At 73.7% G+C, this 15,520-nt stretch carries 14 protein-coding genes; 11 read left to right on the forward strand and 3 right to left on the reverse strand.

Annotated elements, in window-relative coordinates:
* Nucleotides 1-45 precede the first annotated feature (45 nt).
* On the reverse strand, nt 46-933 hold the full coding sequence (locus tag ACDF64_RS11770) for an A/G-specific adenine glycosylase (protein WP_394551498.1): 888 nt from the start codon (nt 931-933) through the stop codon (nt 46-48).
* A 241-nt stretch (nt 934-1,174) separates the two neighbouring features.
* Here ACDF64_RS11770 and ACDF64_RS11775 point away from each other — a divergent pair, with 241 nt between their 5' ends.
* Together ACDF64_RS11775 and ACDF64_RS11780 are read left to right on the forward strand one after the other, a co-directional pair.
* Entirely contained in the window at nt 1,175-4,039 is a 2,865-nt protein-coding gene (locus ACDF64_RS11775) for a hypothetical protein (RefSeq protein ID WP_394551500.1), read from the forward strand.
* A 116-nt stretch (nt 4,040-4,155) separates the two neighbouring features.
* The gene (locus ACDF64_RS11780) at nt 4,156-4,752 is read left to right on the forward strand and encodes a hypothetical protein (RefSeq protein WP_394551502.1); all 597 of its coding nucleotides are present in this window, start codon (nt 4,156-4,158) and stop codon (nt 4,750-4,752) included.
* Between the two features lie 64 nt (nt 4,753-4,816).
* On the opposite strand, the gene ACDF64_RS11785 is transcribed toward ACDF64_RS11780, so the two are convergent.
* Nucleotides 4,817-5,818 (reverse strand): ketopantoate reductase family protein, encoded by a 1,002-nt coding sequence (locus ACDF64_RS11785; protein WP_394551504.1) that lies wholly within the window; start codon nt 5,816-5,818, stop codon nt 4,817-4,819.
* 43 nt (nt 5,819-5,861) lie between these two features.
* Between ACDF64_RS11785 and truB the strand changes: the two genes are divergently transcribed.
* The 5 genes from truB (at nt 5,862) to ACDF64_RS11810 (ending at nt 9,882) form a co-directional block, all read left to right on the forward strand.
* Entirely contained in the window at nt 5,862-6,761 is a 900-nt protein-coding gene (gene truB, locus ACDF64_RS11790; protein ID WP_394551506.1) for a tRNA pseudouridine(55) synthase TruB, read from the forward strand.
* Nucleotides 6,758-7,126 carry a hypothetical protein gene (locus tag ACDF64_RS11795; protein WP_394551508.1) on the forward strand — a complete coding sequence of 123 codons (369 nt, stop codon included), beginning with the start codon at nt 6,758-6,760 and terminating at the stop codon, nt 7,124-7,126. The genes truB and ACDF64_RS11795 overlap by 4 nt, the downstream gene beginning before the upstream one ends.
* A 134-nt stretch (nt 7,127-7,260) precedes the next feature.
* The gene (locus ACDF64_RS11800; protein WP_394555133.1) at nt 7,261-7,650 is read left to right on the forward strand and encodes a hypothetical protein; all 390 of its coding nucleotides are present in this window, start codon (nt 7,261-7,263) and stop codon (nt 7,648-7,650) included.
* On the forward strand, nt 7,647-8,576 hold the full coding sequence (locus ACDF64_RS11805) for a bifunctional riboflavin kinase/FAD synthetase (RefSeq protein ID WP_394551510.1): 930 nt from the start codon (nt 7,647-7,649) through the stop codon (nt 8,574-8,576). Before ACDF64_RS11800 ends, ACDF64_RS11805 begins: the two co-directional genes overlap by 4 nt.
* Nucleotides 8,577-8,586: 10 nt before the next feature.
* The gene (locus ACDF64_RS11810) at nt 8,587-9,882 is read left to right on the forward strand and encodes an MFS transporter (protein WP_394551512.1); all 1,296 of its coding nucleotides are present in this window, start codon (nt 8,587-8,589) and stop codon (nt 9,880-9,882) included.
* A gap of 72 nt (nt 9,883-9,954) precedes the next feature.
* Here the strand turns inward: ACDF64_RS11810 and ACDF64_RS11815 are convergent, their stop codons facing one another.
* Nucleotides 9,955-10,887, reverse strand: coding sequence for an ROK family protein (locus ACDF64_RS11815; RefSeq protein WP_394551514.1), 933 nt, complete (start codon nt 10,885-10,887; stop codon nt 9,955-9,957).
* A gap of 125 nt (nt 10,888-11,012) precedes the next feature.
* Between ACDF64_RS11815 and ACDF64_RS11820 the strand changes: the two genes are divergently transcribed.
* The 4 genes from ACDF64_RS11820 to ACDF64_RS11835 are packed head-to-tail and all read left to right on the forward strand — an operon-like array spanning nt 11,013 to nt 15,429.
* Nucleotides 11,013-11,957 carry a sugar-binding transcriptional regulator gene (locus ACDF64_RS11820; protein ID WP_394551516.1) on the forward strand — a complete coding sequence of 315 codons (945 nt, stop codon included), beginning with the start codon at nt 11,013-11,015 and terminating at the stop codon, nt 11,955-11,957.
* A gap of 46 nt (nt 11,958-12,003) precedes the next feature.
* Complete coding sequence (gene deoC / locus ACDF64_RS11825) at nt 12,004-13,011, forward strand: deoxyribose-phosphate aldolase (RefSeq protein ID WP_394551517.1); 1,008 nt, start codon at nt 12,004-12,006, stop codon at nt 13,009-13,011.
* A gap of 19 nt (nt 13,012-13,030) precedes the next feature.
* Nucleotides 13,031-14,572, forward strand: a complete 1,542-nt coding sequence (locus ACDF64_RS11830; RefSeq protein ID WP_394551519.1) for an aldehyde dehydrogenase family protein — start codon at nt 13,031-13,033, stop codon at nt 14,570-14,572.
* Nucleotides 14,569-15,429: an aldehyde dehydrogenase family protein gene (locus tag ACDF64_RS11835; RefSeq protein WP_394551521.1), complete on the forward strand. Its 861-nt coding sequence runs from the start codon at nt 14,569-14,571 to the stop codon at nt 15,427-15,429. Before ACDF64_RS11830 ends, ACDF64_RS11835 begins: the two co-directional genes overlap by 4 nt.
* Nucleotides 15,430-15,520 lie beyond the last annotated feature (91 nt).

Raw genomic sequence — 15,520 nt, forward strand, 5'->3', positions numbered from 1 at the left:
GGTCGCGCCTGGCGCGGCCTGCTCGAGCGACCCGCGCGCCCGCGCTCACGCCGGCAGCGACCAGCCCTCGTCGGATTCCACGGCGAGCCCGTCTGCGACGAGCGAGCGGATGACCCGGTCGAGCCGCTCGGCATCCGCCGAGACGCCCGACAGCTCGTCGCGGCCCACCGGGCGGTGCGCGGCCCTGAGCTCGCGCATCACCCGCCCGCGGAGCTGCCGGTCGCTGCCCTCGAACCGCGCCTGGGTGCGACGCCGGGTGCCGGTCGCAGCGGGATGACCCGCCAGGCGCCACGCGCACCGGCCCGCGATCGGGCACTCGTCGCAGCGGGGCATCCGTGCGATGCACACGGTCGCGCCGAGTTCCATGGCGCCCGCGTTGAACGCCCGAGCCGCCTCGCGGTCGGACGGCAGCACGGCTGCCATCGAGGCGAGATCGCGCGCGGTCGCCGGCGGACCGGCCTCGGCGCGGCCGTCGATCGCGCGTGCGAGCACGCGGCGCGTGTTGGTGTCGACGACCGGATGCCGGTCGCCGTACGCGAACGCCGCGACGGCCCGCGCCGTGTACGGGCCGACCCCCTTGAGCGCGAGGAGCGCGTCGAGGTCGCGCGGGACCTCGCCGTCGTGGCGTTCGACGATCTCGACGGCGGCCTCGTGGAGCCAGAGCGCCCGGCGCGGGTAGCCGAGGCGATCCCAGGCGCGCACGGCCTCCGCGGGCGGTGAGGCCGCCAGCGCGGCGGGATTCGGCCAGCGGGCGATCCACTCCTCCCACTTCGGCACCACGCGCGCGACCTGCGTCTGCTGGAGCATGAACTCGCTCACGAGCACGGCCCACGGCGAGACGTCCGCGGCCCGCCAGGGGAGCGGGCGTGCTGCGCCCGCGAACCACGCGACGACCTCGCCGGCGAGGCCGGTCCGACGCGCGGGGGAGGTCATCGGACCAGCCTACGTCGAGGCCCGACTCGGGCGTCCCGGCGTCCGGGTCCGGCGGTTGGGGAAACCGGCGTTCGACCCCGTCGCGGGTCTGCCATACTGGGCCCGGCCGTTCCCCCGGACGGCAGCTGCCCGAGCCCCCTCGTACTCCCGTGATCGTCCCTGATCGCGCGTGGAGTGCTTCCGTGCGCCCTGCGCGCCGGCCCCCGGTGCAGCCCCCCGCACCCCGATGGAGACCACCCGAATGAGCACCCCCGGCGCCCGATGGGCGCGCCCTGCTCGTGGACTCGGACGAGCGCGCGAGCGCCGAGCCGACCGTCCGCTCCACCGAGCGCTCGCTGCGCTCGCGGCCCTCGCCCTCGGCGCCGGCCTCGTCGTGTTCGGCGCGGCGGCGCCCGCGTCCGCGCACACGACGACCGTGAGCGGCGTCGCCGCCTGCGACGCGGCGACCGGCGAGGCCGACGTCACGTGGACCGTGACCAACTCGGAGACCTCGACCGCGACCGTCACCTCGTCGTCGAACACCTCCGTCGTCGCGAAGAACACGACGATCGCCGGCAAGACCACGTCGACCTTCGTGCAGCACGGCGTCGCGCTCGGCGGCGACGCGTCGCTGACGATCGAGCTCGGCTGGCCCGACCGGTACAGCGACTCCGGCACCGGGAGCGTCGACCTGCCGAAGTCGCTGTGCGACAGCGGTTCCCAGCAGATCACGTTCTGCCACGCCGACGGCTCGGGCAAGTACGAGACCATCACGACCGATGTCGCGTCGTTCAAGCACGGGCACTCGGGGCACGAGAAGGACATCCACCCGGCCTACCGGTACGTGAAGAACGGGAAGGTCCTCAGCGGCGACGCGAACGGCGACCAGTCGCTGCTGGCGTACCCCGACTGCACGAAGCCGTTCGACTGGAACTGGCAGTACGCCGCTCCGTCCTGCGACGCGCTCGTCGTCGCGTACCCGAAGGACCTCCCGGCCGGCCAGGCGAACGACGTGAACGTCCGCTTCTCGATCGACGGCACCGACGTCACGCTCAACTTCCACAACAACGGCGGCACGTGGTCGGGCACGAAGACGTTCACCTTCGCCGACCACCCGCAGTGGAAGGACCCGACCTCCTGGATCGTGAAGTGGGTCCAGGTCGGCGGCACGAACTTCCACTGGGAGGGCGCCGTCTCCTGCGTGGACGACGATGCCGTCACGGTCTGCCACTGGGACCAGGCCGCCGGGCACTACGACCGCGAGTACCTGACGGTCGGCGAGGTCGTCGCCGCGAAGCACGCCGGGCACGCGAAGGACATCTTCACCGGCTTCTCCTACTGGATCGTCTGGCCGGTCTGGAAGGACACCGTCGCAGCCCGGGGCGACCAGTCGCTGCTCCAGTACGAGGACTGCGCGAAGCCGCCGGTGACCGTGCCCGTCGAGGGCGCTCCCACGTTCACGGACCGCTGCGGCCCGGCGAACGAGCGGCTCGCGGTCCCGGCCGACACCACGACCGTCGACTGGGAGCAGTCGCGCAGCGGTGCGACGATCACCGTGACGGCCACGCCGAAGGCCGGACACGCCTTCCCGCAGGGCGCGCAGGCGACCTGGACCTTCACGGTGGACGACTCCGACTGCGTCGTCCCGGTGAGCGGCGAGCCGAGCTACGCCGACACCTGCCACGCCGGCGATGACGTCGTCGCGCTGCCCGCCGACACGGCGACCACGACCTGGTCGAAGTCGAAGGCGTACGGCACCTGGACCGTGACCGCGAAGCCCACGAAGGGCAACGCCTTCCCGGCGGGCGCCCGCACGACCTGGACCTTCCCGGTCGACGACGGCCCGTGCGTCGTCGAGCTCGTCGGCGCGCCGACGTTCTCCGACACCTGCCGCGCCGGCAACGAGGACCTCGAGGTGCCCGACGACACGGATTCCGTGGACTGGGAGCAGGGCGAGTCGCTCGGCGTCATCACGGTCACGGCGACGCCCCAGCCCGGATACGCGTTCGCGGGCGAGCCGCAGACCGTGTGGGAGTTCACCCTGATCGACGAGCCCTGCGAGATCGAGGTGGACGGCGCGCCGACGTGGGAGGACTCGTGCGGCGCGGACAACGAGCACCTGACGGTCCCGGACACGACGGACACCATCGAATGGACCCGTTCGGAGTACGGCGGCGTCATCACGGTGACCGTGACCGCGCTCGAGGGCTCGAAGTTCCCGGCGGGCGCGAAGGCAGTCTGGACCTTCACGCCCGACGACTCGCCGTGCCTCACCGCCCTGACCGGCGAGCCGACCTTCACCGACACGTGCGCCGCGGGCGACGACGTGCTCGAGCTGCCCGAGGACTCCGACCGGGTGGACTGGGAGCAGGTGCGCGACGGCGCCACGATCACGGTCACCGCGACTCCGAAGCGGGACTGGGCGTTCTCGGGCGACCCGCAGACGGTGTGGACCTTCACGGTGCGCGACGGCGACTGCGTGACGCCGACGCTCGACGGATCCGTCGCGACGGGCGAGTGCGTCGCCGACGTGCCGTGGATCAGCTACCGCGTGGTCCTGCACGACCCCGACGCGCTGACCACGCCGCCGCGGACGGTCTTCCTGGTGCTGACCGACGGGGGTGCGAACACCGAGGAGATCGAGCTCGGCGACCTCGACGAGGACGGCGTGCTCGAGGGCGAGACCCTCTGGCCGGGCGCCACGGTCGACGACGACGGCAACCCGACCGGCTGGCCTGGCTGGGAGCAGCTGGAGGACGGCACCTGGGTCGAGACCGACGGCAACTTCGCCTGGACGCGGGACATCACGACGGCGACCTTCCGGGTGAACCCCGAACTGGCCGTCGACCTCGCCTACCCGCAGGCGACGCCCGACTGCCTCACCGCCCCGCCCGGCGGCGGCGAGGGGACGGGCGGGCCGCTCGTCGCGACCGGCGGCGGCGCCGGAACCGGCTCGCCGCTCGCGAGCACCGGGTTCGCCGCGGCGCCGCTCGTGATCGCGGCCGGCGTGATCCTCGCGGCGGGCATCGCGCTGCTCCTCGTGGTGCAGCGTCGTCGCCGCGCGACCGCGGTCGCGACGGCCGAGGGCGCCGCGGACGAGGCCGCCGGAGCGAGCCCCGCCGAGTAACCGATCGGCGCAGGCCGACAGGTCCGATGCGGGGGTCCGGTTCGCCGGGCCCCCTCATCGCGTATCGAGCATCCGGCGCCCGGTCGTGCCGGGTGCGCACGGACTACCCTCGGAGCATGCGACTCGTGTCCACGCCGCGGGTGGTGTTCCTTCGCGGGCTCGCCGACGAGATCCTCGGCTGGGTCGGCCGCGGGCGCATGACGATCGCGATCGACGGGCCGCTCCGGAGCGGGAAGAGCGCGCTCGGCGACGACTTCGCCGCGGTGCTGGCGGAGCGCGACCACGCCGTGTTCCGGGCGCGCATGGAGGACTTCCACCGCTCGCGCGCGGCGCAGGCCGCGTTCGGCGACGACACGCCGGAGCGGTACTACGGCTACGGATTCGACGAGTCCGCGTTCCGGCGCTCGCTCATCGAGCCGTTCCGGATGGGCGGATCGACCGCGTTCGTCACGCGCGTCTTCGACCCCGCGAGGGATGCGTGGGTCGAGCCCCGCTGGCTCACCGGCCCGGAGGACGCGCTGCTCGTGGTCGACGGCCGATTCCTGCTGCGCGACCGGCTCGCGGCCCTCTGGGACGTGCGCATCGCGGTCGCCGGCGAGCCGACGGATGCCGCCGACGTGATCGCCTACCGGGCCGCCGATCCGCGCCGTGCCGCGGACCTCGTGGTCGACCTGTCGGACCCCGAGCGGCCGCGCCTCGCGCCGTCGTCCTGAGCCGGCGCGCCGCGCGGATCCCCGCCGACGCCGGCCGGTCGGCGGCGGTCGGCACCCGCGCCGCTCAGTCGGCCGTGCCGCGGACCACCGCGAGCACGCGCTCCGGCGGGAGGAATCCGTCGCGCTCGACCTCGTGCACGAGCGCGACGAGCCCGCGGTTCACGCGGGCCGTCACGCCGACGGCCTCCGCCTCCCGCACGACGGCGCCGTTCAGGAAGTCGACCTCGGTCGGCTGGCCGCGCCGCAGGCTCTGCTGCGTGGACCCGAGGTTCGGCACGTCGCCCATCCGGCGGACGAGCCGCCGCGGCAGCTCCCCGCCGAGCCCCAGCGGCAGGAGCGCGAACGTGCGCAGCGTCGGGTCGTCGAGGCCCTGCACGGAGCCGAACCGGATGCCCCGGGCGACGCCGGTCCGCACGCACTCGCGCATGGACGCGGTCACCGCGCGGCGGAGGCCCGAGTCGGCGATGACCTCCTGGATGCTCCGGCCGACGATCGCGGGCACCGCGTTCAGCATGTTGACGACGAGCTTGGTCCACTGCGCGCCGCTGAAGTTCGGGATCGCGGTGACGGGCACCGCCTCGGAGAGGATCCCGGCGAGCCGGACGCCCTCCTCGTCGGGCGGCCCGTCGCCGCGCCCGAGGTAGCTCTCCGCGGTCGCGGTGACGCGCACGACCCCGGGTTCGGTGTAGTTGGCGGCGATCATCGAGAGCAGGCCGACGCACGTGGAGCGGGGGAGGAGCCGTTCGGCCGTGTCGACCCCGTCGAGGCCGTTCTGGACCACGACGACCGGCACGCCGTCGACGAGGTCGGCGTGTGCCTCGATCGCGGCGGCGGCATCCTGCGCCTTGGTGCACACGAGCACGAGAACGGGCCGCCGGGTCAGGCGCTCGGATGCCCCGACGGCGGCGACCACGTCGCCGTAGCCGCCGCCGAGGCGGATGCCCCCGGCGCGGATCGCGGCCAGGCCGTCACCGCGGGCGGTGACCTCGACGTCGTGGCCCGCGCGGTGCAGGAGTGCCGCGAACGTGCCGCCGAGCGCGCCGGCGCCGATGATCCCGATCCGCATCCCCCCAGCGTAGGGCGGTCGCGCGACTGTTAGCCTGTAGCCCGTGAACAGCGGCATCCTCCTCGTGGACAAGCCGAAGGGGATCACCAGTCACGACGTCGTCGCACGCGTGCGCCGCCTCGCGGGCACTCGGAAGGTCGGCCACGCCGGCACGCTCGACCCGATGGCGACCGGGCTCCTCCTCATCGGCGTGAACCACGCGACCCGGCTCCTGCACCACCTCGTCGGCCTCGACAAGGAGTACCTGGCCACGATCCGGCTCGGCTGGGGCACGACGACCGACGACGCCGAAGGCGACGCGCTCGACGCGTCCGCGCCCGACGTCGTCGCCGCGATCGCCGACGATTCGGTCGCCGACGCGATGTCCGCCCTCACGGGCGAGATCGACCAGGTGCCGAGCGCGGTCAGCGCGGTGAAGGTCGACGGGCGCCGGGCGTACGACCGGGTCCGCAGCGGCGAGGCCGTCGAACTGGCCGCGCGTCGCGTGCGCGTGGCCGCGTTCGACCTGCTCGACGCCCGACACGGCGACGGATTCCTCGACCTCGACGTGCGCGTCGAGTGCTCGTCGGGCACGTACGTGCGCGCGCTCGCGCGCGACCTCGGCTTCGCGCTCGGCACGGGCGGTCACCTGACGGCGCTCCGGCGGACGCGGGTGGGCAGGTTCGCGGTCGCGGATGCCCCGACGCTCGAGGACCTCGACGTGGCATCCGCCCTGCTGCCGGCCGCGGCCGCGGCCGCGCTCGCCCTGCCCGTCGTCCCGGTGACCGACGACGGCGCGCGGGACCTCGGCCACGGCAAGCGGGTCGCACCGCCGGCCGACGTCGAGGCGTTCACCGGAGCGGCCGCCGCCGTCGACCCGGCCGGGCGGCTCGTGGCGATCGTCGAGCTCCGCGGCGGCACGCTGAAGGTCGTCACCGGGTTCCCGCCGGAGGCGAGCGCGTGATCGAGTGGTTCACCTGGGTGCTGGTCGCGGTCGCGACGGCCTCGGGCGTGCTCTGCCTCGGGCTCGGCCTCGCGGGGCGCATCCCGAGCGACCTGAGCCTCGGGTCGCTCGCGCTCGTCGAAGCGCTGCTGCTCGTCCAGGTCGTGATCGCGATCGCCGCTCCGCTCGTCGGCAACCCGCCGACGGGCAGCCTGCTCGAGTTCTGGGTGTACCTGGTCTCCGCGGTGCTGCTGCCCGTCGCGGCCGGGTTCTGGGCGCTGCTCGAGCGCAACCGCTGGTCCACCGTCGTGCTCGGCGTCGCCGCGCTCGCGGTCGCGGTCATGGTGTACCGGATGCAGCAGATCTGGACGGTGCAGCTCGCGTGAGCGCACGTCTGAGAGAATCGAGGGTCATGTCTGTCGAACCCACCGCCGAATCCGCCGCGCGATCGACCGCGCAGGCGACGCCCGCGACGACCCCGGATGCCACGCCCGCCGACGCTCCCGTCCGTCGCGGCCGGATGAGCGGCGTGGGCCGCGTGCTCGTCGCCGTCTACGGCGTGCTCGCGCTCGCGGCGCTCGGCCGCTCGTTCGTGCAGATCGTGCAGAAGTTCGACGAGGCGCCGGTGGCCTACGCGCTCTCCGCGCTCGCGGCGGCCGTGTACGTGCTCGCCACGATCGCGCTCGTCGCGCGCGGGCGGACCTGGTACCGGATCGCGTGGGCCACGATCGTCTTCGAGTTCACGGGCGTCCTGGTGGTCGGCACGCTGAGCGTCGTGATGCCCGAGCTGTTCCCGCACGACACCGTGTGGTCGTGGTTCGGCCGCGGCTACGTGTTCGTGCCGCTCGTCCTGCCGGTGCTCGGCATGTGGTGGCTGGCGAAGCACCCGGTCGAGGGCGACGAGGCGTGAGGACCTTCGCGGGGATCGACGCCGTCCCGGCCGGGTTCGGCCCGTCGGTCGTCACCATCGGCAAGTTCGACGGCGTCCATCTCGGGCACCGTGCGGTGATCGCGCGCCTGCGCGCGCACGCCGAGCGCGACGGCCTGCAGGCCGCGGTCGTCACGTTCGACCGCAATCCGCTCGCGCTGCTCGCGCCCGAGAAGTGCCCGGATTCGCTCGTGAGCGTCCGGCAGAAGCTGAACCTGCTCGCCTCGACGGGCGTCGACGCCACGCTCGTGCTCGAGTTCGACCGCGCGCTCGCCTCGCTCGAGCCCGAGGTGTTCGTGCGGCGCGTGCTCGTCGACGGGCTCCACGCGCGGACGGTCCTCGTCGGGTCCGACTTCCGCTACGGCGCGCGCGGCGCCGGCGACGTCGGGCTCCTGGAGCAGCTGGGCACCGAGCTCGGGTTCGCCGTCGAGGTCATCGACGACGTGCGCCCGGTCGACGGCCGCCGGGTCTCGTCGACCTGGATCCGCGAGCTCCTCGCCGACGGCGACGTGGCGCGGGCGACGGAACTGCTCGGCCACGCGCCGACCGTCTCCGGGCTCGTGGTGCACGGCGCCGCGCGCGGTCGCGAGCTCGGCTTCCCGACGGCGAACCTGTCACCGTCCTCCGAGGGCCTGATCCCGGCCGACGGCGTGTACGCCGGCTGGCTCACCGATGCGGGCGCGAGGTATCCCGCCGCGATCTCGGTCGGCGACAACCCGACCTTCGAGGGCGTAGCGCAGAAGCAGGTCGAGGCGTACGTGCTCGATCGCGAGCTCGACCTCTACGACCACGTGGTGGACGTGGAGTTCGCCGAGCGGATCCGCGGCATGGTCGCCTTCGCGGACATCGACGAGCTGATCGAGCGCATCGGCGACGACGTCCGGGTCGCCAGGGACCTGCTGGCATGACCGCGGCGGCATGACCGAGGGCGCATCGCGCCGGCCGCTCCTGGCCGGTCGAGTGCTCGCGATCGCCGCCATCGTGCTGCTCGCCGCGAACCTGCGCACCGCCGTCGCCTCGCTGTCGCCGATCCTGCACGAGGTGCAGGCGGATGTCCCGCTCGGCCCGACGACCGTCGGCCTGCTCGGCATGCTCGCGCCGCTCAGCTTCGCGGCGTTCGCGCTGCTCACCCCGGTGCTGGCGAACCGGGTCGGGCTCGAGGCATCCGCCGTGCTCGCGCTCGTGGCGCTCGCGCTGGGGCTCGCGGGACGCGGGATCGCAACGGAACCGTGGGTGCTCGTCGCGACGAGCGCGGTCGCGTTCGCGTCGATCGGGATCGGCAACGCGCTGCTGCCGCCGCTGGTGAAGCGGTACTTCCCTGATCGGGTCGGGCTCATGACGTCCGTGTACGTCGCGATCCTCGCGGTCTCGACGCTCGTCCCGCCGCTCGTGGCGGTGCCGGTCGCGGGGGCGGCGGGCTGGCGGGTCTCGCTCGGGTTGTGGGCCGGGGTCGTCATCGCGGCGCTCGTGCCGTGGATCGCACTGCTGGCGCGGTCGAGGCGGCGCGCCGAGCCGCATCCGGGCGACGGGCCGGTCGGCCCGTCGGTCGGCCCGTCGACCGGCGACGCGTCCGCGGGCTCGGTCGCGGGCGACGTCGGCGACCGGGTCGACCCGGTCGGGCTGCGTCACGCGTTCGCATCGCCGTTGGCGTGGTGGATCGCCACGATGCTCGCGGTGTCGGCGCTGAACGTCTACACGCTGTTCGCGTGGCTCCCGGAACTGCTGGCCGAGACCGCGGGGACCGGCGCGGCGGCGAACGGCGCGCTGCTCGCGCTCTACGCCGGCGTCGGCGCGCCCGCCGGGATCATCGTGCCGATCGTCGCGGCACGGACCGGCCGGATCGGACTGCTCACGGGCATCGGCATCGCGTGCTTCGTCGTCGGCGACCTCGGCCTCCTGCTGGCCCCCGGGACCGCGACCTGGCTCTGGGTCGCGTTCGCCGGGCTCGGCCCGCTCACCTTCCCGCTCGCGCTCGTGCTCATCAACCTGCGCACGCGCACGCACGCGGGCGCGGTGGTGCTCAGCGGGTTCGTGCAGTCCGTCGGCTACCTCATCGCGGCGGTGTTCCCGCTGCTGATCGGCGTGCTGCACGGAGCGACCGACGGCTGGACCGTGCCGCTCCTCGTGCTGCTGGCGACCTCCGTGCCGCTCGCGTTCGCCGGTGCGGCGGCGTCGCGCCCGCGGTTCCTCGAGGACGGCCGTCCGGCGGCGTGAGCCCGACGCGGGTCGAACCCGCCGAGGACCGGGCCCGCCGAGGACCGGGCCCCGCCGGGCGAGCGGTCCGCGTCAGGAGAACAGGTCCGGGCGGTGCACGAGCGCCGCGGCGCCGATGAGCGGCCCCTCGTCGCCGAGGCCGGACGGCACGATGCGCACGCGGCGCACGAAGTCGAACGCGGTGTGCTCGGCGACCGCGGCGCGCGCGTGCTCGAGCAGCGCGGGGGAGACCCGCGAGAAGCCGCCGCCGACCGCCGCGACGTCGAGGTCGAGCAGGTTCGCTGCGGAGGCGACCGCGCGCCCCACCGCGGTGCCCGCGCGCTCGACCGCGGCGATCGCGATCGGGTCGCCGGCCGCGTGTGCGACGGCGAGGTCCTCGCCGGTTGTGCCCGTGAAGCCCTGCGTGCGCGCCCAGGCCACCGTGCGCGGACCGCTCGCGACCGCCTCGAGGCAGCCGCGGCCGCCGCACGCGCACGCGTCGTCGAAGCCCCCGACCTCGATGTGGCCGATGTGGCCGCCGTTGCCGGTCGGGCTGGGCGCGCCGCGCCCGCCGAGGACCAGGCCGCCGCCCACCCCGGTCGAGACGACCATGCCGAGCAGGTTCGACGCGTCGCGGCCGGCGCCGACCCAGTGCTCGGCGACGGCGATGCACAGGCCGTCGATCGCGAAGGCCACGGGGACGCCGGGCACGAGCGCGCGCACGCGGTCGACGAGCGGATGCCCCCGCCACGCGGGGACGTTGAGCGGCGACGCGGTCCCGGCCACGATGTCGATCGGGCCCGCCGAGCCGATGCCGACGCCGGCGAGGTCCGCGCCCTCGGGGAGCGCATCGAGCGCGGCGCGGATCGCGTCGGCGACCGAGGCATCCAACGCGTCCGCGGTCGAGGTCGCGCCGGTGGGCCGTCGGTGCCGGGAACCGGCCGTGATCCCGCCCGTCGCGTCGACGAGGGCGGCTTCGACCTTGGTGCCGCCGAAGTCCACGGCGAGCGCGAGGGGGGAGGACATGGCAACAGCATAGGAGCGTGCCGAGTGGCGGCCCGCTGCTCATCTGAGCAGGAATCGCTACGACTGTTGCCGTGCGCGCGCGGCCGAGCCTACGCTGGGTCCCTGGGCGTGCGGGAAGGAGACTCATGGACGAGGTCGACGAACTGCTCTCGATCCGGGCTGCGGAGCTCTACTACGAGGAGAACAAGACGCAGGACGAGATCGGGCAGGCGCTCCGGCTCACCCGCTGGAAGGTCGGCCGGCTCCTCGCACAGGCGAAGCAGCGCGGATTCATCCGGATCGAGATCCTCCACCCGCGCGCACGACGACTGCCGATCGAGCGTCGCCTCCGCGAGGAACGCAGCCTTCGCGACGCGATCGTCGTGTCCTCGTCCGGCGTGACCTCGGCCGAGGAACTGCAGTCCCGCACCGCGCAGGCCGCGGCCGACTACCTCACCGCGCTCCGTCCAGTCCCGCGCACGCTCGGCGTGAGCTGGGGACGCACGCTCTTCGACCTCTCGCAGCACCTCCGCAGCGGCTGGGCGACCGGCGTGAACGTCGTGCAGATCAACGGCGGCGTGAGCCTCAACCGCCGCCCGGGCACCGCGGCGGCCACGGCCGTCGGCATCGCCCAGAAGGCCGGCGGGTCCGCCACGCTCCTGCCGAGCCCCGCGATCCTGGAGCGACTGGCCACGAAGGAGGCGATCGAGGCGGACCGCGTCGTCGCCGGCGTGCTCGACCTCGCCCGCTCGGCCGAGGCCTACCTGTTCAGCGCCGGCGCGGCGGACCACACCTCGGTGCACGTCGAGAGCGGCTACCTGACCGCGGCCGACGTCGACCTCCTCGTCGAGAAGGGCGCGGTCGGCGACGTCGTCGGCCGGTACATCGACGCCGACGGCAACATCGTCGATCCCGCACTCGACGCCCGCACGGTCGGGCTCCCGCTCGACGAACTCCGTTCCGCGGAGCTCGCGATCGCCGTGATCGCCGGACCCACCAAGCACGCCGTCGCCGACGCGGTCGTCCGCAGCGGCCTCTGCAGCGTCCTCGTCACCGACGAGGCGACGGCGTTGCACCTGCTCGACGGCTGATCCGTCGGCATCCGCACCCCCACGAGACAGGAATCAGGTCCACGACATGTCCGGCACCTCCCTCGTCACCGCACACGAGCGCGCCATCGCCGTCCTCGGCGGACATCCCGATGACGCGACCCTCCGGCGCTACCTCCACGGGATCCCCGGCGTCGACGCCGTCGGCCTCGAGCAGCGGGCGGCCGACCTCGGCACCCGCTCGATCAAGGCGGCCTCCAAGGCCTGGGCGCTCGACAAGGTCGTCTCGCTCATCGACCTCACGACCCTCGAGGGCGCCGACACGCCCGGCAAGGTCCGCTCGCTCGTCGCGAAGGCGCTGACGCCCGATTCCGACGACCGCACCACGCCGCGCACGGCGGCGGTGTGCGTCTACGGCGACATGGTCCCGATCGCCGTCGCGGCGCTCGGCGCCGCGCACGGAGACCCCGACGACGGCGGCGTCGCGGTCGCGGCGGTCGCGACCGCGTTCCCGTCCGGGCGCTCGTCGCTCGAGATCAAGCTCGCCGACACCGCCCAGGCGGTGCAGAACGGCGCGGACGAGATCGACATGGTCATCGACCGCGGCGCGTTCCTCGCGGGCCGATACGGCCTGGTGTTCGACCAGATCGCCGCGGTGAAGGAGGCGTGCAGACGCCCGGACGGCTCGAGCGCGAGCCTCAAGGTGATCCTCGAGACCGGCGAGCTGCGCACCTACGACAACGTGCGGCGCGCGTCGTGGCTCGCGATCCTCGCGGGCGGCGACTTCATCAAGACGTCGACGGGCAAGGTGCAGCCGGCTGCGACCCTGCCGGTCACGCTCCTCATGCTCCAGGTGGTCCGCGACTGGCAGTCGCTCACGGGCCAGCGCATCGGCGTGAAGCCCGCGGGCGGCATCCGCACGTCGAAGGACGCGATCAAGTACCTCGTGACCGTCGCCGAGACGGTCGGCGAGGACTGGCTCCAGCCGCACCTGTTCCGCTTCGGCGCCTCGAGCCTGCTGAACGACGTGCTGCTCCAGCGCCGCAGGCTGCGCACCGGCGCCTACTCCGGCCCCGACTACGTGACGATCGACTGACAGGGACGAGGCATCCGAGATGAGCTTCCTCGATTACGCACCCGCGCCCGAATCGCGCGCGGTCCTCTCGCTCCGCGACTCCTACGGCCTGTTCATCGACGGCGAGTTCGTCGACGGGCGCGGCACGCCGTTCCAGACGATCTCGCCCGCGACCGAGGAGCGGATCGCGACGATCGCGACCGCCGACGAGGCCGACGTCGACGCCGCCGTCGCGGCAGCGCGCCGCGCGTACGATCGCGTCTGGTCGAGGATGAGCGGCCGCGACCGCGGCAAGTACCTGTTCCGCATCGCGCGGCTCCTCCAGGAGCGGGCCCGCGAGCTCGCCGTGGCCGAGTCGCTCGACAACGGCAAGCCGATCAAGGAATCGCGCGACGTCGACGTGCCGCTCGTCGCCGCCTGGTTCTTCTACTACGCCGGATGGGCCGACAAGCTCGATCACGCCGGGCTCGGCGCCGACCCGCGCGCGCTCGGCGTCGCCGGCCAGGTGATCCCGTGGAACTTCCCGCTGCTCATGCTCGCGTGGAAGATCGCGCCGGCGCTCGCCGCCGGCAACACCGTCGTGCTGAAGCCCGCCGAGACCACGCCGCTCACCGCGCTGCTGTTCGCCGAGATCCTCCAGCAGGCCGACCTGCCGCCGGGCGTCGTGAACATCGTGACCGGCGCGGGCGACACCGGGGCCGCGCTGGTGCGGCACCCGGACGTCGACAAGGTCGCGTTCACCGGTTCGACCTCGGTCGGGCGCGAGATCGCGCGCGCCGTCGCGGGGACCCGCAAGCGCGTCACGCTCGAGCTCGGCGGCAAGGCCGCGAACATCGTGTTCGACGACGCCCCGATCGACCAGGCGGTCGACGGCATCGTGAACGGCATCTTCTTCAACCAGGGGCACGTGTGCTGCGCCGGAAGCCGCCTGCTCGTGCAGGAGTCGATCCACGACGAGGTCGTCGACCGGCTGAAGCGGCGCCTGTCGACGCTCCGCCTCGGGGATCCGCTCGACAAGAACACCGACATCGGCGCGATCAACTCGCTCGAGCAGCTCGAGCGGATCCGGCGGCTGAGCGACATCGGCGAGGCCGAGGGCGCCGAGCGGTGGACCGCCGAGTGCGCGATTCCGAGCGAGGGGTTCTGGTTCGCGCCGACGATCTTCACGAACGTCGAGACGAGCCACCTGATCGCCCGCGAGGAGATCTTCGGTCCCGTGCTCACCGTGCTGAGCTTCCGCACGCCGCAGGAGGCGATCGCCAAGGCGAACAACACGCCCTACGGCCTCTCGGCGGGCATCTGGACCGACAAGGGCAGCCGGATCCTCGCGGTCGCCGACCGCCTGCGGGCGGGCGTGATCTGGGCGAACACGTTCAATCGGTTCGACCCGTCCAGCCCATTCGGCGGGTACAAGGAGTCCGGCTACGGGCGCGAGGGCGGTCGCCACGGCCTCGGCGCCTACCTCGCGCCGAGGGCCCGCACGTCCGCGGCCTCGGCCCCGCCCGCTGTCACGGCCGCCGAGCGCGCGCCGCGCCGCGCGGCCCGAACCGCGAAGCCCGCCAGGAAGGGAGCCCCGAAGTGAGCCGGCTGGCCGTTCCGAAGACCTACAAGCTGTTCATCGGCGGAGCGTTCCCGCGGAGCGAATCCGGCCGGACCTACGAGGTGCGGGCCGTCGACGGCTCGTTCCTGGCGAACGCCGCGCTCGCATCGAGGAAGGACGCGCGCGACGCGGTCCTCGCCGCGCGCGGCGCGGTCGGCGGATGGTCGGGTGCGACCGCGTACAACCGCGGGCAGGTGCTGTACCGGATCGCCGAGCTCCTCGAGGGCCGCCGGGCCCAGTTCGTAGCCGAGATCGAGGAGGCCGAGGGGGTCTCCCGGGCCGTCGCGACCGCGCAGGTCGACGAGTCGATCGACCGTTGGGTCTGGTACGCGGGCTGGGCCGACAAGTACGCCCAGGTCGCGGGGAACGCCAACCCGGTGGCGGGTCCGTACTTCAACATCTCGGTGCCCGAGCCGACCGGCGTCGTCGCGATCGTCGCGCCGCAGGACTCCTCGCTCGTCGGGCTGGTGTCGGCGGTCGCGCCGGCGCTCGTCTCGGGCAACTCGGTCGTGGTGATCGCGAGCGAGCGGTTCCCGCGGACGGCGATCACGCTCGCCGAGGTGCTCGCGACCAGCGACGTGCCCAAGGGCGTGGTGAACATCCTCACGGGGTCGCCGGCCGAGATCGCGCCGTGGCTCGCGTCGCACGCGGACGTGAACGCGCTCGACCTCGTCGGCGCGGGCGACCTCGAGTGGGTCGACCTCGAGTTCGCGGCCGCGGACACGCTGAAGCGCGTGCTGCGCCCCGAGCCGGGCCCGGATGCCGCGGCGCCGTCGCTCGAACGGATCACCGCGCTCACCGAGACGAAGACGGTCTGGCACACGATGAGCCTCCTCTGAGCGCACCCGCGCCGAGCGTGAGACGGGCCCCCGAACGGGGTGCGCTGGTTTCGTAACGAAACGGTAACGGCGTGTGCTACGGTCGATCCAC

This window comes from Agromyces sp. MMS24-JH15 (assembly GCF_043518605.1).
Lineage (GTDB): Bacteria > Actinomycetota > Actinomycetes > Actinomycetales > Microbacteriaceae > Agromyces.